21 protein-coding genes and 2 pseudogenes are annotated in these 19,158 nt (G+C 70.3%); 10 read left to right on the top strand and 13 right to left on the bottom strand.

Going from position 1 to position 19,158, the window contains the following annotated elements; genetic code table 11:
* Window positions 1-71 precede the first annotated feature (71 nt).
* The 6 genes and pseudogenes from ACIQM0_RS10285 to ACIQM0_RS10310 all read left to right on the top strand — a co-directional run.
* A pseudogene (locus ACIQM0_RS10285) lies at window positions 72-761 on the top strand (hypothetical protein); the annotation flags it as partial.
* A gap of 21 nt (window positions 762-782) precedes the next feature.
* Window positions 783-1,262: pseudogene (locus tag ACIQM0_RS10290) on the top strand (cellulose binding domain-containing protein); the annotation flags it as partial.
* A gap of 209 nt (window positions 1,263-1,471) precedes the next feature.
* Window positions 1,472-3,592, top strand: coding sequence for a glycoside hydrolase family 6 protein (locus tag ACIQM0_RS10295; protein WP_401285465.1), 2,121 nt, complete (start codon window positions 1,472-1,474; stop codon window positions 3,590-3,592).
* Between the two features lie 139 nt (window positions 3,593-3,731).
* On the top strand, window positions 3,732-4,229 hold the full coding sequence (locus ACIQM0_RS10300; RefSeq protein ID WP_401285467.1) for a hypothetical protein: 498 nt from the start codon (window positions 3,732-3,734) through the stop codon (window positions 4,227-4,229).
* A gap of 218 nt (window positions 4,230-4,447) precedes the next feature.
* A complete protein-coding gene (locus tag ACIQM0_RS10305; RefSeq protein WP_401285469.1) occupies window positions 4,448-5,161 on the top strand; it encodes a lysophospholipid acyltransferase family protein in 714 nt (237 codons plus the stop codon).
* 64 nt (window positions 5,162-5,225) lie between these two features.
* Entirely contained in the window at window positions 5,226-6,275 is a 1,050-nt protein-coding gene (locus ACIQM0_RS10310; RefSeq protein WP_401285471.1) for an NAD-dependent epimerase/dehydratase family protein, read from the top strand.
* Between the two features lie 8 nt (window positions 6,276-6,283).
* Here the strand turns inward: ACIQM0_RS10310 and ACIQM0_RS10315 are convergent, their stop codons facing one another.
* The 7 genes from ACIQM0_RS10315 to ACIQM0_RS10345 form a co-directional block, all read right to left on the bottom strand.
* Window positions 6,284-7,054 carry an urease accessory protein UreD gene (locus ACIQM0_RS10315; RefSeq protein WP_401285473.1) on the bottom strand — a complete coding sequence of 257 codons (771 nt, stop codon included), beginning with the start codon at window positions 7,052-7,054 and terminating at the stop codon, window positions 6,284-6,286.
* Window positions 7,051-7,728 (bottom strand): urease accessory protein UreG, encoded by a 678-nt coding sequence (ureG, locus tag ACIQM0_RS10320; RefSeq protein ID WP_385347266.1) that lies wholly within the window; start codon window positions 7,726-7,728, stop codon window positions 7,051-7,053. Before ureG ends, ACIQM0_RS10315 begins: the two co-directional genes overlap by 4 nt.
* Window positions 7,729-7,799: 71 nt before the next feature.
* Window positions 7,800-8,462, bottom strand: coding sequence for an urease accessory UreF family protein (locus ACIQM0_RS10325; protein WP_363023729.1), 663 nt, complete (start codon window positions 8,460-8,462; stop codon window positions 7,800-7,802).
* A gap of 13 nt (window positions 8,463-8,475) precedes the next feature.
* On the bottom strand, window positions 8,476-10,197 hold the full coding sequence (locus ACIQM0_RS10330; protein WP_401285476.1) for an urease subunit alpha: 1,722 nt from the start codon (window positions 10,195-10,197) through the stop codon (window positions 8,476-8,478).
* Window positions 10,190-10,501, bottom strand: a complete 312-nt coding sequence (locus tag ACIQM0_RS10335; protein ID WP_363023725.1) for an urease subunit beta — start codon at window positions 10,499-10,501, stop codon at window positions 10,190-10,192. Before ACIQM0_RS10335 ends, ACIQM0_RS10330 begins: the two co-directional genes overlap by 8 nt.
* Window positions 10,502-10,511: 10 nt before the next feature.
* Entirely contained in the window at window positions 10,512-10,814 is a 303-nt protein-coding gene (locus ACIQM0_RS10340; RefSeq protein WP_123467820.1) for an urease subunit gamma, read from the bottom strand.
* A gap of 138 nt (window positions 10,815-10,952) precedes the next feature.
* Window positions 10,953-11,582 (bottom strand): TetR/AcrR family transcriptional regulator, encoded by a 630-nt coding sequence (locus tag ACIQM0_RS10345; protein WP_401285478.1) that lies wholly within the window; start codon window positions 11,580-11,582, stop codon window positions 10,953-10,955.
* Window positions 11,583-11,689: 107 nt separating this feature from the next.
* Between ACIQM0_RS10345 and ACIQM0_RS10350 the strand changes: the two genes are divergently transcribed.
* A complete protein-coding gene (locus ACIQM0_RS10350; RefSeq protein WP_401285480.1) occupies window positions 11,690-12,679 on the top strand; it encodes an ABC transporter permease in 990 nt (329 codons plus the stop codon).
* Window positions 12,680-12,741: 62 nt separating this feature from the next.
* Here ACIQM0_RS10350 and ACIQM0_RS10355 read toward each other — a convergent pair whose 3' ends face one another.
* Both ACIQM0_RS10355 and ACIQM0_RS10360 read right to left on the bottom strand, forming a co-directional pair.
* A complete protein-coding gene (locus tag ACIQM0_RS10355) occupies window positions 12,742-13,026 on the bottom strand; it encodes a type II toxin-antitoxin system Phd/YefM family antitoxin (protein ID WP_401285482.1) in 285 nt (94 codons plus the stop codon).
* A 10-nt stretch (window positions 13,027-13,036) separates the two neighbouring features.
* Entirely contained in the window at window positions 13,037-13,258 is a 222-nt protein-coding gene (locus ACIQM0_RS10360; protein ID WP_401285484.1) for a hypothetical protein, read from the bottom strand.
* A gap of 385 nt (window positions 13,259-13,643) precedes the next feature.
* Here ACIQM0_RS10360 and ACIQM0_RS10365 point away from each other — a divergent pair, with 385 nt between their 5' ends.
* Window positions 13,644-15,116, top strand: coding sequence for an FG-GAP repeat protein (locus ACIQM0_RS10365; RefSeq protein WP_401285803.1), 1,473 nt, complete (start codon window positions 13,644-13,646; stop codon window positions 15,114-15,116).
* A 74-nt stretch (window positions 15,117-15,190) separates the two neighbouring features.
* Here ACIQM0_RS10365 and ACIQM0_RS10370 read toward each other — a convergent pair whose 3' ends face one another.
* Window positions 15,191-15,418 carry a hypothetical protein gene (locus ACIQM0_RS10370; protein WP_401285486.1) on the bottom strand — a complete coding sequence of 76 codons (228 nt, stop codon included), beginning with the start codon at window positions 15,416-15,418 and terminating at the stop codon, window positions 15,191-15,193.
* Between the two features lie 374 nt (window positions 15,419-15,792).
* Window positions 15,793-16,260, bottom strand: a complete 468-nt coding sequence (locus ACIQM0_RS10375) for a hypothetical protein (protein ID WP_401285488.1) — start codon at window positions 16,258-16,260, stop codon at window positions 15,793-15,795.
* A 158-nt stretch (window positions 16,261-16,418) separates the two neighbouring features.
* On the opposite strand from ACIQM0_RS10375, the gene ACIQM0_RS10380 reads away from it, so the two are divergent.
* Window positions 16,419-16,991: a hypothetical protein gene (locus tag ACIQM0_RS10380; RefSeq protein ID WP_401285489.1), complete on the top strand. Its 573-nt coding sequence runs from the start codon at window positions 16,419-16,421 to the stop codon at window positions 16,989-16,991.
* A 92-nt stretch (window positions 16,992-17,083) separates the two neighbouring features.
* Here ACIQM0_RS10380 and ACIQM0_RS10385 read toward each other — a convergent pair whose 3' ends face one another.
* Both ACIQM0_RS10385 and ACIQM0_RS10390 read right to left on the bottom strand, forming a co-directional pair.
* Window positions 17,084-17,482 carry a hypothetical protein gene (locus tag ACIQM0_RS10385; protein WP_401285491.1) on the bottom strand — a complete coding sequence of 133 codons (399 nt, stop codon included), beginning with the start codon at window positions 17,480-17,482 and terminating at the stop codon, window positions 17,084-17,086.
* Between the two features lie 542 nt (window positions 17,483-18,024).
* On the bottom strand, window positions 18,025-18,627 hold the full coding sequence (locus ACIQM0_RS10390; RefSeq protein WP_401285804.1) for a hypothetical protein: 603 nt from the start codon (window positions 18,625-18,627) through the stop codon (window positions 18,025-18,027).
* A gap of 146 nt (window positions 18,628-18,773) precedes the next feature.
* On the opposite strand from ACIQM0_RS10390, the gene ACIQM0_RS10395 reads away from it, so the two are divergent.
* Window positions 18,774-19,109, top strand: a complete 336-nt coding sequence (locus ACIQM0_RS10395) for a hypothetical protein (RefSeq protein ID WP_401285493.1) — start codon at window positions 18,774-18,776, stop codon at window positions 19,107-19,109.
* The last annotated feature ends 49 nt before the right edge of the window (window positions 19,110-19,158 follow it).

Raw genomic sequence — 19,158 nt, forward strand, 5'->3', positions numbered from 1 at the left:
CCGGACGTACCGGCCCCCGGTTCCCGGCTCTGACCGGGGCGTTGGCAGCCTTCCTCCTCGCCGCGGCGGCGATGCTCACCGGCGCCTCCCCGGCCTCGGCGGCCCCGGTCACCGACTGCACCCCGTGGGGGACCACCGAGCTCCGGGGCGGGGAGTACCTGTACCAGCAGAACGAGTGGAACTCCGAGTCCGAGCAGTGCGTCGACGTGGACCCGGACACGGGGTCCTGGAGCGTCACCACGTCCTCGTTCTCGCTGCCGACGAACGGCGCCCCGGCCACGTACCCCTCCAGTTACAAGGGCTGCCACTGGGGTCTGTGCACGGCGGACAGCGGGCTGCCGTTACGGGTGGACGAGCTGGGCAGCGTACGTACCGACTGGTCGACCACCCAGGTCGGCTCCGGCGCGTACAACGTGTCGATGGACCTCTGGTTCAACTCGGCGCCGGTCACCGACGACCAGCCGGACGGCACCGAGCTGATGATCTGGATGAACCACCGCGGCGGTGTCCAGCCCATCGGGTCCCGCACCGCGACCGTCCAGCTCGACGGCCGGACCTGGGACGTGTGGACCGGGCCGGGCGCCTCGGGCTGGAAGGTGATCTCGTACGTGCTGCAGAACGGCGCCACCGAACTCACCGACTTCGATGTGAAGGGCCTGATCGACGACGGTGTCGGCCGCGGCTCGATCAGCCCCGCGCACTACCTGATCGACGCGGAGGCCGGGTTCGAGATCTGGCAGGGCGGCCAGGGCCTGGGGATGGACGAGTTCTCCTTCGCCGCGAGCACGGAGCCGGAGAGCGGCGGGACGACCGGCGCGCTCAAGGCCCAGTACAAGAACAACGACGCGTCGCCCGGCGACAACCAGATCAGGCCCGGCCTCCAACTGGTGAACACCGGCACCACGCCCGTCGATCTGAGCAAGGTCTCCCTGCGCTACTGGTTCAGCGGTGAGTCCGGCGCGGCCTCTTACGGCACCGCGTGCGACTACGCGGTGATCGGCTGCGGCACCGTCACCCACCGGGTGCGGCCGGCCCATTCCCCCGCACCGGGCGCGGACCACTACCTGGAGGCCGGCTTCACGAGCGGCAGCCTGGCCGCGGGCGCCGCCACCGGTGAGATCCAGCTGCGGCTCAACAAGGCCGACTGGTCGGCCTTCGACGAGTCCGACGACTACAGCAGGGCCACCGGCACGGTCTTCGCCGACACCTCGAAGGTCACTGTGTACATCGACGGCGCCCTGGTCTCGGGCACCGCCCCGTGAGAGGCCGCTGAACCCGGCCGGCCACCCCACCGCACTCCCGATGGCGGGACGCCCATCCGCCCCGCTGCACCCGCCATCGGGGTACCACCGACGACCTCACCGACCCACCGCGGACCGCCCGTCTCCGCCGACGGCGGCCGACAGCACCACCCCCACGAACCCGTCTGCGGGGAGCTTCCGCAGACGTACGAGAGGAGCACGGAGCCGCAATGAGAACCAGAGGCACCATCACGCACGGGCTACGCCGAAGGCTGGCCGCACTCTCCGCCCTTGCCATGGGCGCGGCACTGGCGGTCGCCATCCCCACCCCCGCCTCGGCGGCGGCACGGGTGGACAACCCCTATGTGGGCGCCACGGCATACGTGAACCCCGACTGGTCCGCCAAGGCCGCGGCCGAACCGGGCGGCAGCTCCATCGCCGACGAACCGGGATTCGTCTGGATGGACCGCATCGCGGCCATCGAGGGCTCGGCTCAGGCGATGAGCCTGCGCGAGCACCTCGACACCGCACTGGACCAGGGCGCCAACCTGTTCCAGGTCGTCATCTACGACCTGCCGGGACGGGACTGCGCCGCGCTGGCGTCCAACGGTGAGCTCGGACCCACCGAGCTGGACCGGTACAAGGACGACTACATCGACCCGATCTCCGAGATCCTCGCCGACCCGGCGTACGCGAACCTGCGCATCGTCACGATCATCGAGCCGGACTCGCTGCCCAACCTGGTCACCAACGCGGGTGGTTCCGCGGGCTCCACAGAGGCCTGCGCGACCATGAAGGCGAACGGCAACTACGAGAAGGGTGTCGGCTACGCCCTGCACACCCTCGGCGCCATTCCCAACGTCTACAACTACGTCGACGCCGCCCACCACGGCTGGCTGGGCTGGGACTCCAACTTCGTCCCGGCGGCACAGGAGTTCAAGAAGGCCGCCACGTCGGAGGGCGCCACGGTCGCCGACGTCACGGGCTTCATCGTGAACACGGCCAACTACTCGGCTCTCAAGGAGCCGAACTTCAAGGTCACCGACACGGTGAACGGCACCCAGGTCCGCCAGTCCAAGTGGATCGACTGGAACTACTACGTCGATGAGCTGTCGTTCGCCCAGGCGCTGCGCACCGAGCTGGTGAGCCAGGGCTTCGCCTCGAACATCGGCATGCTGATCGACACGGCCCGCAACGGCTGGGGCGGCAGCGGCCGGCCCGCCGGCCCCGGGCCGCAGACCAGTGTGGACGCCTATGTCGACGGCGGCCGGGTCGACCGGCGCATCCACGCGGGCAACTGGTGCAACCAGAGCGGCGCCGGCATCGGCGAGCGTCCCACCAGCGCCCCCGAGCCCGGCATCGACGCGTACGTCTGGGCCAAGCCCCCGGGCGAGTCGGACGGCAACAGCGCCCCCGTCGACAACGACGAGGGCAAGGGCTTCGACCGGATGTGCGACCCCACGTACACCGGTAACGGCCGCAACGGCAACAACCTGACCGGCGCCCTGCCGAACTCCCCGCTCGCGGGTCACTGGTTCTCCGCGCAGTTCCAGGAGCTCGTCCGCAACGCCTACCCGGCGCTCGACGGCACCCCCGGCGGTGGCGGCAATGACACCCAGGCGCCGACCGCGCCCACCGGAGTGACCGTCACGGCGAAGACCAGCGGCAGCGTCTCGCTGTCCTGGACCGCGTCGACCGACAACACCGGCGTGACCGGCTACGACGTGTTCCGCGGCGGGGTGAAGGTGGGCTCCACCACCACGACCTCGTACACGGACACCGGTCTGACGGCCTCGACCGCCTACAGCTACACCATCAAGGCCAAGGACGCGGCCGGCAACGTGTCGGCGGCCTCCGGCGCGCTCTCCGCCACCACGTCGGCGGGCGGCGGGACCGGAACGGGCGCCCTCAAGGTCCAGTACAAGAACACCGACTCCTCCGCCACCGACAACCAGATCCGGATGGGTCTGCAACTGGTCAACACCGGCAGCACCTCGGTGAACCTGTCCACGGTGAAGGTGCGGTACTGGTTCACCCCAGAGGCCGGGGCGTCCACCTTCGGCACCGCGTGCGACTACGCGGTGATCGGCTGCGGAAACCTGACCCACGGTGTGCAGTCCTCCGGCAGCTCCGCGGCCGGTGCCAGCCACTACCTGGAGGTCGGCTTCGGCAGCGGCACGCTCGCCGCGGGCGCCTCCACGGGTGAGATACAGCTGAGGCTCAACAAGAGCGACTGGTCCAACTTCAACGAGGCGGACGACTACAGCCGTTCGACGACCACGAGCTACGCCGACGCGCCGAAGATCGGCGTCTACGTGACCGGCGCGCTCGCCTGGGGCACCGCGCCCTGACCGTCCCGCCCGGGGAACCGACCGGGCTGACCGGCCACCCCACGGCCCGCCCCCTGCCGGACATCCGGCCGGGGGCGGTGCCGTGCCGGGCCGCGGGCCCGGACGCGGTTCCGCCACCACCGGATGGCACACTCCCCCCATGAACACCGCACCGGAGACGACAAGCCATCGGGCAGCGGTCGCATGGACCCTCGCCCTCGCGGCACTCGGAGCAGTCACCGGCCTCGTCTGGGACGGACCGTTCCTCGCCGTCACCTGCGGCCTCTCGCTGGGAGGCGGCGCGGCCCTGGGTACGGCCCTGTCGCGCCGTCGGATGATCACGACCATCCAGGAGGACCGGGGCAAGGCCGTCGCGCTCGGGTACGCCGACGGGATCGGCGAGATGGTGGTGCTGGGGATATCCGCCTACGGGGTCTCCGTCTTCCCGCTCTCCGGCCCCGACGCGGTGCACCCCGCCGAGCGCACGGCGCGCCGCGAGGCCGCGTACCGGCTCACCGCGGCCGACAACCTCCCGCACCACATCCGCGAGGCCGCGGCCGCCGCGCTCGAAGCGATCGACGAGGAACGCGACGTGGAGGCCCGGTCCGCCATCGAGGACCTCATGAAGGCCGTCCACGAACAGCGCCGCGCCGCCTGACCTCCGATGCGGCCCCGGCCCCGGGGCCCGCAGGATGTGGTCGGCCGGCCGCCCCCACGCCGAAGAGCTCATCGCCCGGACGCATCCCGGCTGCATCGACCCGCCCGATGGCGGGTAGACGGGACGACGGCTGCACATAAGGTGTCATCTGCTGAGGTCTCCACTGACCTGGCAAAACGCAGCTGTGGAGCCGATCCGGCCGAACTGGGAGCCGCCCCGTGTTCTATTACCTGCTCAAGTACGTCGTCCTGGGGCCGCTGCTGCGGTTGTTCTTCCGCCCCGTCATCGAGGGCACGGAGCACATTCCGGCGGACGGCGCGGCGATCGTCGCCGGTAATCATCTGTCGTTCTCCGACCACTTCCTGATGCCCGCGATCATCAAACGCCGTATCACCTTCCTCGCGAAGGCCGAGTACTTCACCGGTCCCGGGGTGAAGGGCCTGCTGACCGCCGCGTTCTTCCGGAGCATCGGCCAGATCCCGGTGGACCGGTCCGGCAAGGAGGCGGGGCAGGCGGCGATCCGCGAGGGGCTCGGCGTGCTGAGCAGGGGTGAGCTGCTGGGCATCTATCCGGAGGGCACCCGTTCGCACGACGGACGGCTCTACAAGGGCAAGGTCGGGGTCGCGGTCATGGCGATCAGGGCGCAGGTGCCGGTGGTGCCGTGCGCCATGGTCGGCACGTTCGAGATCCAGCCGCCCGGCAAGGTCGTACCGCGCATCAAACAGGTCACCATCCGCTTCGGCCCGCCGCTGGACTTCTCCCGCTACGCCGGTCTGGAGAACGAGAAGGCAGCGATCCGGGCGGTCACCGACGAGATCATGTACGCGATCCTCGGCCTCTCCGGCCAGGAGTACGTCGACGAGTACGCGGTCAAGGTGAAGACCGCCGAACAGGCGGAACGTCCGGGAAAGTTCCCCAGACTCCGACGCTGAGGGCGGATTCGCGGTCCGTGAACCCCGCTGGTCGGGGCTCCGTACCGGCCCTAGCGTGCGGTGCATGAGCAAAGTACACGCATGGGTGCTGGGAGCGACGGGCCAGATCGGGCGGGCCGCGGTGCGCTCACTCGTCGAGGACGGCTGGACGGTGACCGCGGCCTCGCGCGGCGGCGGCCGTGACGACCGCTGGGACGAGGGAGTACGCACGGCGGCTCTGGACCGCGACGAGGAGGGCGCGCTCGCTGCGGCGCTCGGTGACGGCTGCGACGTACTGGTCGACATGGTGGCGTACGGAGGGCAGCACGCCCGGCAGCTGACGGACCTCGCGGACCGGATCGGGTCGGCCGTGGTCGTCTCCAGCGGTGCGGTGTACGAGGACGACCGCCGCCGCAGTTTCGATACGCAGGGCGAGCCCGACGGGTCGCCGTGCTATCCCGTACCGATCCCGGAGTCGCAGCCCACCGTCCCACCGGGCGAGGACACGTACGGGACGCGGAAGATCCAGCTGGAACGGGATCTCCTCGCGGCGGGGGACACACTGCCCGTCACGCTGTTGCGGGCGGGCGCCGTTCACGGTCCGTACTGCCGCTCACCGCGCGAGCTCTACTTCGTGAAACGCGCTCTGGACGGCCGCGCCCGGCGCGTGCTGGCGTACGGGGGAAAGTCGCGCTTCCATCCGCTGCACGCCGCCAACGCCGCCGAACTGATCCGGCTGGCCGCCCTGCGGCCCGGCTCCCGGGTGCTCAACGCCGCCGACCCCCAGGCGCCGACGGTCGCGGAGATCGGCGAGGCGGTCGACGCGGTACTGGGGCGGGAGACGGAGACCGTGCTGATGCCGGGCGCCGCCGCGCCCGGCGGCGTCGGTCTGTCGCCCTGGGGCGCCCCGCATCCCATCGTGTACGACATGACGGCCGCCGAACGCGAGCTCGGCTACCGGCCGGTGACGGGCTATACCGAGTCGCTCCCGGAATCCGTCGAGTGGATCACCGCGCACCTGGCGGGGCGTGACTGGACGGACGCCTACCCCGCCATGGCGCGGGCGTACGGCACAGGGCTCTTCGACTACGCGGCGGAGGACGCCTGGCTGGAGCGGTACGACCGGACGGGGTGACACGGCGTTCAGCCGGCCGCGGCCGTCAGCTCGTCGTGCGCACGGTCCAGCACGGCCCGCAGCTCCCTCGCGTCGGCGGCCACCGCCGTCACCAGCACGGCGGGTCCGGCGAGGCGGGTGAGCACGGTGGTCGGCCCCAGCAGTCCGCTCTCCGGAGCCTTGTCATCGAACGAGGGTTCCACGAAGAGCAGTTGACCGACGGCCCGATGGCCGCCGAGCACGGCCGGGCCGTCCCAGCCGCCGGGGGCGCCGGGCCCGTACGCCACCTGCTGGTCCAGGAGCGGGCGCCCGGCACGGCGGACGGTGAGCCTGCTGAGAAGGGTGCCGGGGCTCTCCCCGTGGCGGCCGAGGATCTGCTCCTCGCGCAGCACCAGCCGCGCGGTGGGCGCGAGTTCGGCGGTGGTGCGCATGATGAGTTCGCTGCCGTGCGCGGAGATGAGCTGTTCCGGAAGCCAGTTGAGTGCCGCCCCCTCCCCCGCCGTGAGCCGTACCTCGTAGTGGGCGGGTCCGGACTCCGGCCCGGGGCCGGGCAGGGCGACGGTGGCCGCCGCCGAGCCGACGGTGAGCCGGGCTCCGGGCTCGGCCCGCGCCTCGATGGCGAGCCGGTCGCCGCCGAGCGGTCCGCTCATCGCGCCGACGACGGTGACGCGGGCCGATCCGGGTGACCCGGACCTGGTCCGCCGCAGGGCGAGCGGCCCCTCGCTCTCCAGAACGGGCAGCGACGTGCCGCCCCGGTTGTCGCGTACGGCGGTGATGCGGGCGGTGGCCCGGACGCTCATGCGTTCCAGGAGGCGAGCTGCCCCCGTACCCAGGCGGCGACGGGTCCGACGCCTTCGCCGGAGGTGAGCGAGGTGAGCAGGACGGGCAGTTCGCCCCGCTGTTGTGCGGCGTCGCGCGCCATCCGGCCGAGGTCGGAGCCGACGTAGGGGGCCAGATCGGTCTTGTTGATCACGAGCAGGTCGGAGGTGGTGACGCCGGGCCCGCCCTTGCGCGGGATGTCGTCACCGCCGGCCACGTCGATGATGAAGATCTGGGCGTCGACGAGCCCCTTGGAGAAGGTGGCCGTGAGGTTGTCGCCGCCGGATTCGACGAGGATGAGGTCGAGCGGCCCCACCGCGTCCTCCAGGTCCTCGACGGCTTCGAGGTTGGCGGATATGTCGTCGCGGATGGCGGTGTGCGGGCAGGCGCCGGTCTCCACGGCCTGGATCCGCTCGGGCGGCAGTACCGCGTTGCGCAGGAGGAACGCGGCGTCCTCGCGGGTGTAGATGTCGTTGGTGACGACCGCGAGGGACAGCTCGTCGCGCAGGGTGCGGCAGAGTGCGGCCACGGTGGCGGTCTTGCCGGAGCCGACCGGTCCGCCGAGCCCGATGCGCAGGGCCCGCCGGGTGCCGTCGGGGCGTGCGGCGTCGGCACCGACCGCGGCCGGGCCGGGGTGGGAGTGGTCGAGGTGCATGGTGCGGCTCCTGGGCTGTGTCGGGGCAACGAGCGGGTCTGCGGGGCGGGGCGGGGCGGTTACGGGCAGGGTCAGGAGGCGAACAGCCGGACCGGCCAGGCGGCGTGGGCCTCGGCGGTGATGTCGAGCAGCGGGGCCGAGGCGGCGGGCAGGTCGTCGATGCTGCCGCGGGCGGCGGCGGCCGCCAGTCCGGCGACGTGGTCGAGGTCGGGGGCGAGCCGGGCGAGGACCGCGGTGGCGTCGAACGGGTTGAGGGAGAGCAGCCGGACGACCGCCGTGGCCGGTCCGCTGACCGCTTCGTACGCGACGCAGTGCGCGGCGTCCTCGGGCCCGAGCCCTGCCGCGCGGGCGGTGAGGCCCAGCACGACGGGCTGATGGGCGCCGCGCGGGCGGTCCCGCGCGAGCGCGTCGAGTTCGCCGCTGGGCCAGGTCGCGCGGGCTGCCCGCATCAGCTGGCGGCCGAGCCTGCGCGCGACCGCGCGCAGCGCCGGTGAGGGGGTGCGGGCGTCGGCGGCCTCGTCGAGGGCGAGCGGGTCGTGCCCGTGGGCGGCCGCCGCGGCGAGCGCCGCGGCGGTGAGCCCGGTGGTGTGGAGGCGGCCCCGGCAGAAGTCGGCGAGGTCCTCTGCGTTGCGGATGCGTCCTGCCCCGACGGCCGGTTCGGCGCCACCGGAGTGGGCGTGGCCGCCGGCGGGGAACCGGCCGTCGGCCAGGACGAGCAGGGCTGCACGGCTCATCAGGTGACCGTTCTCAGAAGAGGAAGTAGCGCTGGGCCATGGGGAGTTCGGTGGCGGGGTCCGGTTCGACCCGTTCGCCGTCGATGGTCACGGCGAAGCTGTCGGGGTCGACGTCGACCCGCGGCAGCGCGTCGTTCTCGCGCATGTCGGCCTTTCCGACCCCGCGGGTGCTGGTGATCGGGACGAACCGCTTCCCGAGTGCGAGCCGCTCCGGCAGGCCGTCCTCGATGGCCGCCGCTGCCACGAAGTTGAACGAGTTGGCGGCCGGCGCCCGGCCGACGGCGCCGAACATGGGCCGGGGCAGGACGGGCTGCGGCGTGGGTATGGAGGCGTTGGCGTCGCCCATCTGCGCGTACGCGATCTGGCCGCCCTTGATGACGGTCTGCGGCTTCACCCCGAAGAACGCCGGTTCCCACAGCACCAGATCGGCGAGCTTGCCGGTCTCGACGGAGCCGACCTCCTGGTCGAGGCCCTGGGCCACCGCGGGGTTGATGGTGTATTTGGCGACATAGCGACGGACGCGGTGGTTGTCCGCGCGCCCGTCGCCCGGCAGCGCGCCGCGGCGCCTCTTCATCACGTGCGCGGTCTGCCAGGTGCGCAGGACGACCTCGCCGATGCGGCCCATGGCCTGGGAGTCGGACGAGATGATCGAGATGGCGCCGAGGTCGTGGAGGATGTCCTCCGCCGCGATGGTGGAGGGCCGGATCCGTGATTCGGCGAAGGCCAGGTCCTCCGGTACGGCCGGGTTGAGGTGATGGCAGACCATCAGCATGTCGAGGTGTTCCTCGATGGTGTTGACGGTGTGCGGCCTGGTCGGGTTGGTGGAGCTGGGCAGGACGTACGGCTCCGAGACGACGCTGATGATGTCGGGCGCGTGCCCACCGCCCGCCCCTTCGGTGTGGTACGCGTGGATGGAGCGCCCGGCGATGGCGGCCAGGGTGTCGGCGACGAACCCTGCCTCGTTGAGCGTGTCGGTGTGGATGGCCAGCTGCGCGCCGGTCTCCTCGCAGACGCCGAGGCAGGCGCCGATGACGGCCGGCGTCGCCCCCCAGTCCTCGTGGATCTTGAAGCCGAGTGCACCTGCCCGCAGTTGGGAGTGCATGGCGTCACGGGACATGGTGTTGCCCTTGCCGAGCAGACCGATGTTGAGGGGGTAAGCCTCCAGCGCCGCGAACATCCGGGCGAGGTGCCAGGGGCCCGGGGTGATGGTGGTGGCCTTGGTGCCCTCGGCCGGGCCGGTGCCGCCGCCGACGAGGGTGGTGATGCCGGAGGAAAGTGCCTGGTCCATGAGGGTCGGCGAGATGAAGTGCACATGCGCGTCGATGGCGCCCGCGGTGATGAACTTCCCGTTGCCCGCGATGATCTCGGTCTCCGGGCCGATGACCAGCTCCGGATGGACACCGTCCATGGTGTCCGGGTTGCCGGCCTTGCCGATGCCGGTGATCCGGCCGTCGCGGATGCCGATGTCCGCCTTGACGATGCCCCAGTGGTCGATGATGACGGCGCCGGTGACGACCGTGTCGGGGGCGCCCTCCGCGCGGGTGGTGCGCGCCTGGCCCATGGACTCACGGATCACCTTGCCGCCGCCGAACACCGCCTCGTCGCCCGCGAGTCCGGGTCCGCCGCTGCGGTCCTCCTCGATCTCCACGAGCAGATCGGTGTCGGCGAGACGGATCCGGTCGCCGGTGGTGGGACCGAACAGGTCCGCGTACACGGCGCGATGGAGTTCAGCCATCGAGAGCACCTCCGGTCTCGCCGCGCAGACCCGGGACGATCCGCCGTCCGGCCAGGGGGACGAGTTCGATGTCGACGGGTATGCCGGGCTCGAAGCGGACGGCGGTTCCGGCGGCGATGTTCAGCCGCAGACCGCGGGCTGCCGTCCGGTCGAACTCCAGGCCGGGGTTGGCCTCGGCGAAGTGGTAGTGCGAGCCGACCTGGACCGGCCGGTCGGCTGCGTTGAGCACGGTGAGTCGCGTGACGGGCCGCCCCGCGTTGAGCGGCACCGGCCCGTCCGCGTACAGGATCTCGCCCGGGGTCATCGGCGGCCCGTCAGACGATCGGGTCGTGGACGGTGACGAGCTTGGTGCCGTCCGGGAAGGTCGCCTCGACCTGCACGTCATGGATCATCTCGGCTATGCCGTCCATGACGTCGTCGCGGCTGAGCACCTTGCGCCCGGACGCCATCAGTTCCGTGACCGTGCGGCCGTCGCGGGCACCCTCCATCAGATGGGAGGTGATGAGGGCCACCGCTTCCGGGTGGTTGAGCCGCAGCCCGCGGGCACGGCGCTTCTCCGCCACATCCGCGGCTACGTGAATGAGCAGACGTTCCTGCTCGTGCGGGGTCAGTTGCACGTGTCCACCTCACAGTCGTCCGCCCAGTACCGGCCCTGGGCGCAGCGCGACACTAGTCGCCCTCAACAGACTGTTGAATGCCGAACCGGTGTCACGCGGCGAGGTATTGCACGTTAGAGCCGAAGTTTTTCCGACGCGTTAACTGGTCTTTTGCACATCCATGGACATGAGCCCCCACAGCCCGTCCTCCAGGGTCTCGGGGCCGAGGTCACCGAACATGGCCGTCTGGACGATGAATCCCTGGGCGGTGGCGATCAACGTGCGGACGACCTGCTCGTCCGGCACGTCGGCGGTGAGCACGCCCTGCTCCCGGTACAGCCCGACCAGCTCGGACCAGGACGCCCGCAGCCCGTCGTACGCCTCGGTCAGGGTGGCCGCCAGCCGTTCACTGCGCAGGGTCTCGGACCACACCTGCACGATGAGCCCGGCGTACGCCCGCCGGTCCAGCCCGCGCCCGCCGTCCACGCCTTCGGCGAAGAGGGTGCGCACCACGCGGCCGATCAGCACATCGGGCGTGGGCGGCGGGCTGACCTGGGCCGCCCGCTCGAACGCCTGCCGGACACCACCGACCGCCTCCCCGGCGATGGCCGCGATCAGATCCTCCTTGCCACTGAAGTAGCGGTAGACCGCGCCGGCCGACAGCCCGACCTCCTTCAGCACGTCCTGCATCGAGGTGCCGTGGAACCCGTCGCGGGCGAAGCAGCGCGCGGCGCCGTCGAGGATCTGCCGGCGGCGGGCGTCGAGGTGTTCCTGGGATACACGGGCCATACCCCAATGTAAAACGAACATTCCTTCTTGACAAGCCTCCGGCGCCGGCGGGACAGTGGACCTCACGTAAAACGAACGATCATTCTCTTTGAATCGAGGCGCCCGTCATGCCCACTGCCCCCAACCGTCGCCTGGTGGCGGTCGTCCTCCTGGTGCCCGCCGTGGTGGCCCTCGCCCTCTGGGCCTTCGCCTGGCCCGCCGCCCGGATGGCCCCGCGCGAACTGCCCGTCGGCGTCGTCGGCTCCGGACCGGCCGCCGACCAGCTCCAGGAACGGCTCGAAGAGCACGACGGCGCTTTCGAGATCCACCGCTACGGCTCCGGGGCCGCCGCCCGTACCGCGATCGAGCACCGCTCCGTATACGGAGCGGTGGCAGTGACCGCGAACGGCCCCCAGCTGCTGACCGCGACCGCGGCGAGCCCGGTGGTCGCCCAGCTGCTGCACGACGCGGTCACCGCCCAGGCCCCGGACGGCGTCGCGGTCCCGGTGACGGACGTGGTGGCGGCACCGGCCGCGGATCCGCGCGGCAGCGTCCTGGGAGCGAGCATCCTGCCCCTGGCGATCGCGGGCGTGGCCGCCGGCGCCGCGGTGACCCTGCTGGGCCTGCGCGGCGGCCGGGCGGTCACGGCCCTGCTCGGGGTCGCCGTCCTCGTGGGCATGGTGTCCGCCGCACTCACGGACAGCTGGCTCGGGGTGATGGCCGGCGACTGGTGGAGCGAGGCGGGCGCGTTCGGACTCACGGTGCTCGCGATCGGCGCGACGGTGGCCGGGCTCGCCGCACTGATCGGCACCGCGGGCGTCGGGCTGGGGTCGCTGCTGATGGTGCTGGTGGGCAACCCCTTCTCTGGCGTCACCAGCGCACCCGAACTGCTCCCCCGGCCGGTCGGCATGGTAGGCCAGTGGCTTCCGCCGGGCGCGGGCGGATCACTGCTGCGGTCCGTCGCGTTCTTCGACGGCAACGCGGCGGGCCGGGCACTCCTGGCCCTCACCCTGTGGGCCGCCCTGGGGCTGACCGCGGTGCTCATCGGCGGCCGCCGCACGACCGCGACCACGCACTCCGCCGCCGAACCCGAGCGCCACCCCGCACTGGCCGGCTGACACCTCCAGGACACGCTGTGCACCCCTGCCCTCCACGGGCGGGGGTGCGCGGCGTTTCCGTGTCAGTTCCCCGGATCGTGCTGCCGCCGGTGCTCCGCGGCGATTCCGAAGCGGTGCCGTTCGCCGGGAGTGGATTGCAAAGAGCCGATCGAGGAGACCGAGCTGATCACCTGCTCCTGCTCCGCCGCCTCCTCGCCCTCAAGCCGCTCCAGGTCAGCGGCCGATACGAACGCCACGAGCGGCTTGCCGTGCCGCGTCACGACCACCCGCTCACCGCCGTAGACGACACGGTTGATCAGTTCGGCGAGCTCAGCTCGGGCTTGCGTCACCGGAATCTCGTAGGCCATGCTCCCTAGCTTATGCAACGTCCATCTTGTCCGCTGTGGTGGAGAGCGACGGCGAATGTGCGCACCTGGTGATCTCGTAGGGGAACCAGTACAGCCGGCATGAGGTGTAAGGGGTGAACTCCTCGATGCTGGTCATCGCCCCTATCCCGGACGGGATCCGGACCAGGTCGCTGCCGTGGAGCACGAAACGCTTGACCGCAGTCAGCTTGGCAATGCTCGGTGGCAAGGTCACGATCTGCCGCCGTTCCACTGGGCTGAGCTCAACCAAGGGACGGACCTCCTCCCGTCCGTCGGTCGCAGCCTCATCAACCAGCTCCAGCAGTCGCTGCCACCCAGGGGCCGAAGTGTCCTGAGACTCGGCGTGGAAGGCGACGCGCGCCCGCGAATGCAGCCTGGCCTGGTCGAAGCACCTGCACTCGTCCCGATAGGTGGCCCCCCACCGACGCCGGGTCCGATGTGTCGCCCGACCCCGACTCCCGTGCCCGCCCGTCGAATTCACCTTCCGTTCACGGGACAACCTTCTGCGCGTCGCGGGTGTCTCCTATGCGAGCTCTCACACCTCGTACGCCACTGGCTCCGCGTACGCGACCAAGGAGAATTTCGTGGGCATTCGCGCCATGCTGGCCGTAGCCGTCTGTGCTGCCACGGCTTTGTCGGGCGGCACGGCCGTCGCAGCTCCCGGCGGCACGTCCGCGGGTACGGCCGGACGTACAGCAGCTACCACCGTGCGCGAGGACTTCAACGGGGACGGCTATCAGGACCTCGCCGTCGCCGCCCCCGCCGCCACGGTGGCCGGCCATTCCTGGGCCGGTTACATCACCGTCAGCTACGGCTCGGCCAAGGGCCTGACGACAGCGAACACCACGGTCATCGATCAGAACACCCCGGGCGTGCCGGGGGTGCCCGGTGACGATCACGGCTTCGGCTACCGGATGTTCGCCGAGGACCTCGACCACGACGGGCTGACCGACCTCGCCCTGGTCACCCATGAATCGTTCTTGTTCGAAGGCTCCGCCATCAACGGCTCCGTCATCGTGCTGTGGGGCCGCACCGGCGGCATCACCGGGCAGGGCGCGGCCCGTATACCGGCTTCGAGCGACACCCAGGTGGGCGACAACCTCACCGCCGGTGACTTCGACGGCGACGGGACGAGGGACCTGATGATGCTTCACGGCGACGACGGGGATTTCCGCAGCGTGCTCTACGGGCCGTTCACCCGGGCCGGGGCACCCGCCCGCGAGCAGCGGATCAACATGTTCAGCACGGACAACTCCATGTCGAACACCGCGGCCGGGGACTTCAACGGCGACGGCATCGACGACCTGTGCACGTTCTACGTGTACGAGAACCACGCCGAGGGCGGCAAGCTGTGGCTGGGCACCCCGAAGGGCCTCTCCACGAAGTCCACCCCGCTCCCCGGCGCCGCGGCCACAGCGGTCGGTGACTTCGACAAGGACGGCAAGGACGACCTCGCCACCCGGGTGATCCCGAACGGCATCACGGAGGACCTGCCCACGGACCCCGGCACCGTCAAGATCTACTACGGTTCCGCGTCCGGGCCGAGCACGACCCGGACCAGGACGATCACCCAGGACACCACGGGCGTGCCCGGGGCGAGCGAGAAGGGCGACCAGTTCGGCGCCCGGCTCGGGGCGGGTGACGTGAACGGCGACGGGTACGCCGACCTGGCCGTGGGGGTGCCCTTCGAGGCCATCGAGTCGGTCAAGGGAGCGGGCGCGGTGGTGCTGCTGAAGGGCGGCGCGGGCGGTCTGAGCGGCACCGGCGCCAAGTCGTTCCACCAGGACACGACCGGCATGCCGGGGGTGGCAGAGAGCGGTGACCACTTCGGCGGCTCGGTCCGGCTGCTCGACATCACCGGCGACGGCAAGGCGGATCTGGCGGCCGGCGCCCCCGACGAGGACCTCGACGCGGTCGCGGACGGCGGTGCGGTGTGGTCGCTGCGCGGTGCCGCCGCCGGCCTGACCACGACGGGCGCCTTCGCGTTCAACCCGGTCGACCTGGGCGCCCTCGTGCCGGGAGCCCGGTTCGGTCTGGACCTGTCCAACGACAACGGGCCGAACATCGGATGACGGGCAGCGGGTCGCTGCCGCCGGCCGGTGGCAGCGACGATGGGATGGTCCCGTGATCAGGGGGAGCCGTTGCATCAGTGCAGCCTGGCGTTCTTGATGACGTTGATGGTGGCGGGTGCGGCTCCCCCGATCAGCCCGATGCCTCCCAGTCCGGCTGCGGCAGGGATGTGTTCGCTCCGGCCGGTGACTGCGAGGACCACGGCGCTGGCAGCGGCTAGCAGAGCCGTGAGCGATCCAGCGGCCTGAATCACCCGGGAGAGCCTGCTCTGCGGTGCTGCCGCTGTACCGTCCTCATTGGTCATTTTGGTCATTCATGCGCCATCAATCTCAGTGTTCGACTAGGACACGTCCCACCACGACCACCTGGGGAGTTCTCCCGCAGCACCACGCTCGCCAGAGCATCGGTGCAGCAGGAGGGCTCCCCAACATCGTTGTGGGGGACGTTTGTTGAAACCAGCGGCTTCACTCCGCATCTGGATCACGTTCCCGCGTAGACACGCCCGAAGGCCACTGCGGCTTGGCCGAAAGGTGATCTGACAGGGTGTTCTGGAGCCCCTGCCCGCTCCGCCGGCGCCGCCCTGCTGATCCGCTCAGCGGCGGGCGAGAGCCTCCGGGAGACGGTCCTCAGCAACGAAGTATGTGAAGCTGGACCGCTGACCGATCGTGTGACGAGCGTTCAGTTGAGGATCGTGTAGGAACGGTCAAAGGGGTCAACCAGTGCTTGCAGACGTGTGCCTGCAGACAGACCGGCGCCACCGGTGCGGCTTTGAGTCACTTCGAAGGGTTCGAATCCGAGCCCGCTGACCCGCATGGCCACCTCGTAGGTGTGCCCTTCATCCGACGCTGTGAGGGTAGCGGTGAGAACTTCCGCGGTCGCTCGGACACCAACGGCTTCAAGGCGTCGGGTTCCCGCGCGGTTGCGGCCGGCCAGAAGCCACAACGCGATACCCCCAGGAACGCTTACAGCTGTGGTGAGCGTTCCGGCGAGCAGAACGATCCAGTGACGATCGGGAAGCAGCGGCGTGACAGCGAGTACGGCCGGTCCGCAGGAGACGACCAGGGCCGCTACACCTTTCATGAGCACCGCACCGACGCCGTTGAGGGTCGAGACCTGGGAGGGTTGGGCCCCGCTGCTGGTGACCATCCCCGTAAGTTAGCCGCATGGTCCGGGTCGTGGCCACAGCAAAGAGGCTCGGGGGCCAGCAGATCGATCCGGGCCCTTCGAGGACAGCCCAGTACGACCCGTCGCCGGTCTCTGGGTCTCCGCGTGGTCCGGCTTCGGTGACAAACGGTCCAGGACCGATGTCAGCGGACAATGTCTTCGCGGAGCACGTCCTCTCGCCTACGGTCGTCTTCATGAACAGCGACGGAGTAGTGGTGGATGAGGCGGTCCGTGCGGCGTGGGACACCTACCGGGTCCTGGAGAGGCGGACGCCCGCCAAGGAGCGCCGGCAGGCGCAGCAGCGGGTGAAGACCGTGACGGACTCCGTCGGGCGTGAGGAGATCTCGCGGGGCACGGTGTTCCTGGTGGGGGTGCTGACCGGGTACCTGATCGCTGAGCCGCCCGGGGGCGGGGAGCAGCTCGATCCACTCAATGACCTCATTCCTGCCGTGATCCGCCGGCTGCCCTCCTTCGAGATGGCCGACCCGGAGCAGGTGCCGATGGTGACCGGAGTCCTCATGGCAGCCGCCATGGGCATGGATACCGTGGCCTGGCGCGACCGGTTCGGGACGATCCCGCCGAAGGAGGCCATGGTCCACGGCTTCGTACTCTGGCTGCTCGCGGACCTCTTCGACTCCATGGTCGATAAGCCGGGAACCATCGACCAGTTGATGCGCGAGACCTTCGAGACCATGGACACCTCGGAAGGCTGACGTGGTGGTGGGACTTCGTCAGCCGTCTGCCCGGCGCGGCGCCGCCTACCCAGCACCGACGCCCGGATCAGCTCTGCAGGCGCTGAGACCAATCAGTGGTGCACGCAACTCCGTACGCGCTGGAGCATATGGACAGCTGGCCCGGCCGTGGCCTTCTTCCCACGGCCGCTGCGCTTACCGAAGGCACTCCACCAGCCTTTGTCCCTGCAGATCCGCCAGGCGGTCCGCTCAGCCATCGGCTCACCGGCGGCCCGGGCCTCGTCGAGAAGGAAGCGGTGACCGAACTCGGGATCATCGCGATGCGCGTCGAACAGGACGTTGCCCCGGTACGCCTCGGCGAGCTCGGAACCTGTGACCGGCGAGGCCGGCCACCGGGAGTAGGCCTGGCGGGCCGGCCCGAGTACCCGGCACGTCACCGCCACCGGCACCAGCACCAGCACCCGGTGAGGGGCAGCGGCGGTGACCGGCTCGCGGACGAACGGGTACATCATTTTGGCGGCAGGTTCGCCTGCGACAGATACGCCGCAGCCCTCCGCAGGACCTCGTTCTCCTGCTCCAGCAGCCGGATGCGTTTGTGGGCCTGGATCCCTCATCGGTGCCTGCACGGCGCAGCCACTTCGACAGCGTGATCGAGTGGACGCCGAAGCCGGCGGCGATCTGTCCCAGCAGGACGCCGGGCTCACGGTTGCGCGCGACCCGCACGACGTCCTCGCGGAACCCCTTCGGATCCGGCTTGGGCACCGCAACATCCTTCCAGGCCGCCTCTCAGCAAGCCAGGTCAGGTGTCACCTATCCGTCCAGCAGTCCCTCTCGCCCCGTGGAACGTCGTCGAGGTCAGGGACTTCCTTCTCAGCATCCAGGGCGAACGTCTGCTCGCTTCACTCATACTCTGCCTCATGGGCCTCCGCCCCGCCGAGGTCGCCGGACTGCGCTGGGAGGACGTCAGCTTCGACGGCGGGATACCAACTCCGTACTTCGCGGGTGGCAATGGATGATGGGTTCCAGCGGGCATGCGCAGTCGTATGCCCTGCGGTTATCGGCGACCATCCTGTGCGCGCTCGCTGCGCCGGAGGGCCCGATGCCGCTTGCCCGGCAGGGTGGCGGCCAACTCGCCCACCAGGGAGACGTCGTGGCACGTGCCATCCCGGCCGCCCCGGCACCACCACACCGGTGGGCCTGCCGAGTCTGCTTCGCTCTGGCACCAGCCATCGGTGGTTCCTGCGGGCCGAGGGTGCATTCCGATGTTGTGTGCCGAGCAGATCGGCCAGACCTGCCAGAGCAGCTCCGCGAGGGTTTCTTGCGCCGCATCCGCGATCACGGACAGGACCGTCGCCGCATCGTCCGGCTCTGGCGGGTCGTCCTCCTCCAAGTCGCACGAATTGACCGAGTTGCCGTGCCAACGGCCGTCCGGCATCGCCACGTAGATCTGATCTCTATCGTTGGATCCCCGGGGCAGCGGCTCGCAAGACGGGGCAAGCATCAGTATCAGCGCGTCCTGGCCTGGCAGGGTTGCCATCAGGTCGCGGTTGACCACGGCGAGCGCGGCCTCCAACTTCGGCCACTGGCCGGGCTCGACTCGCCTGGGTTCCGGGAGATGCTGCCACTCGTGACCAGGACCGATACTGAAATGCGACATGTAGTTCACCGAGGCATCGTCCCAGCCATTCCATTGCTCACCGGTGGCTGAGGGCGAAACTCTTCTCCCTGCTAAGGCCGTTCAGGTCTCTGGCCAGCGGGGCTGTGGGTTCGAGGCCGAGGAGGTCGAGCTGGATACCCGGGGTGATGACGGTCGCGCGCAGATACGGCGACTTCAAAGGCCTGCTGGCCGTCACCCCCCTCTTCGTGCAGGACAACAAGCGCGTCGCCGCGCTGAATTGCGGTGATCGCGCTGGGATCGGCCTGTTCGGGAGTGCGAGTGGTCAGCAGCGCATACCAGCCGTCGACGGCTGCCGCGGGCTGGAGTACGTCTTGGTCGAAGTGCCAGGACAGGGTGGGCCGGCCGGTTTCGCCGGTGGTGATCTCGGTGTGCAGGCAGCCGGAGACCCGGCGGGTCTTGGTGATCACGCCGACGCGTGCGCTGATCTTCCCGGCGGGGTTGTAGGAGCGGCCGCCGGCTGAGTGCTGAAGCTTGTCGAGGTCCTCGCGGGCCTTGGCCAGGCGTTTGTCA

Source organism: Streptomyces sp. NPDC091387 (genome assembly GCF_044756945.1).
Classification (GTDB): Bacteria; Actinomycetota; Actinomycetes; order Streptomycetales; family Streptomycetaceae; genus Streptomyces.

Excerpts from the sequence above, each read along its gene's own strand:
- ACIQM0_RS10385 (WP_401285491.1), bottom strand. The coding sequence starts at position 17,482 with ATGATGTACCCGTTCGTCCGCGAGCCGGTCACCGCCGCTGCCCCTCAC.
- ACIQM0_RS10300 (WP_401285467.1), top strand. The coding sequence starts at position 3,732 with ATGAACACCGCACCGGAGACGACAAGCCATCGGGCAGCGGTCGCATGG.
- ACIQM0_RS10395 (WP_401285493.1), top strand. The coding sequence starts at position 18,774 with ATGACGGTCGCGCGCAGATACGGCGACTTCAAAGGCCTGCTGGCCGTC.
- ACIQM0_RS10380 (WP_401285489.1), top strand. The coding sequence starts at position 16,419 with ATGTCAGCGGACAATGTCTTCGCGGAGCACGTCCTCTCGCCTACGGTC.
- ACIQM0_RS10295 (WP_401285465.1), top strand. The coding sequence starts at position 1,472 with ATGAGAACCAGAGGCACCATCACGCACGGGCTACGCCGAAGGCTGGCC.
- ACIQM0_RS10345 (WP_401285478.1), bottom strand. The coding sequence starts at position 11,582 with ATGGCCCGTGTATCCCAGGAACACCTCGACGCCCGCCGCCGGCAGATC.
- ACIQM0_RS10350 (WP_401285480.1), top strand. The coding sequence starts at position 11,690 with ATGCCCACTGCCCCCAACCGTCGCCTGGTGGCGGTCGTCCTCCTGGTG.
- ACIQM0_RS10390 (WP_401285804.1), bottom strand. The coding sequence starts at position 18,627 with ATGTCGCATTTCAGTATCGGTCCTGGTCACGAGTGGCAGCATCTCCCG.
- ACIQM0_RS10325 (WP_363023729.1), bottom strand. The coding sequence starts at position 8,462 with ATGAGCCGTGCAGCCCTGCTCGTCCTGGCCGACGGCCGGTTCCCCGCC.
- ACIQM0_RS10370 (WP_401285486.1), bottom strand. The coding sequence starts at position 15,418 with ATGACCAATGAGGACGGTACAGCGGCAGCACCGCAGAGCAGGCTCTCC.
- ACIQM0_RS10310 (WP_401285471.1), top strand. The coding sequence starts at position 5,226 with ATGAGCAAAGTACACGCATGGGTGCTGGGAGCGACGGGCCAGATCGGG.
- ACIQM0_RS10315 (WP_401285473.1), bottom strand. The coding sequence starts at position 7,054 with ATGAGCGTCCGGGCCACCGCCCGCATCACCGCCGTACGCGACAACCGG.
- ACIQM0_RS10355 (WP_401285482.1), bottom strand. The coding sequence starts at position 13,026 with ATGGCCTACGAGATTCCGGTGACGCAAGCCCGAGCTGAGCTCGCCGAA.
- ACIQM0_RS10375 (WP_401285488.1), bottom strand. The coding sequence starts at position 16,260 with ATGGTCACCAGCAGCGGGGCCCAACCCTCCCAGGTCTCGACCCTCAAC.
- ureG (WP_385347266.1), bottom strand. The coding sequence starts at position 7,728 with ATGCACCTCGACCACTCCCACCCCGGCCCGGCCGCGGTCGGTGCCGAC.
- ACIQM0_RS10365 (WP_401285803.1), top strand. The coding sequence starts at position 13,644 with ATGCTGGCCGTAGCCGTCTGTGCTGCCACGGCTTTGTCGGGCGGCACG.
- ACIQM0_RS10335 (WP_363023725.1), bottom strand. The coding sequence starts at position 10,501 with ATGACCCCGGGCGAGATCCTGTACGCGGACGGGCCGGTGCCGCTCAAC.
- ACIQM0_RS10330 (WP_401285476.1), bottom strand. The coding sequence starts at position 10,197 with ATGGCTGAACTCCATCGCGCCGTGTACGCGGACCTGTTCGGTCCCACC.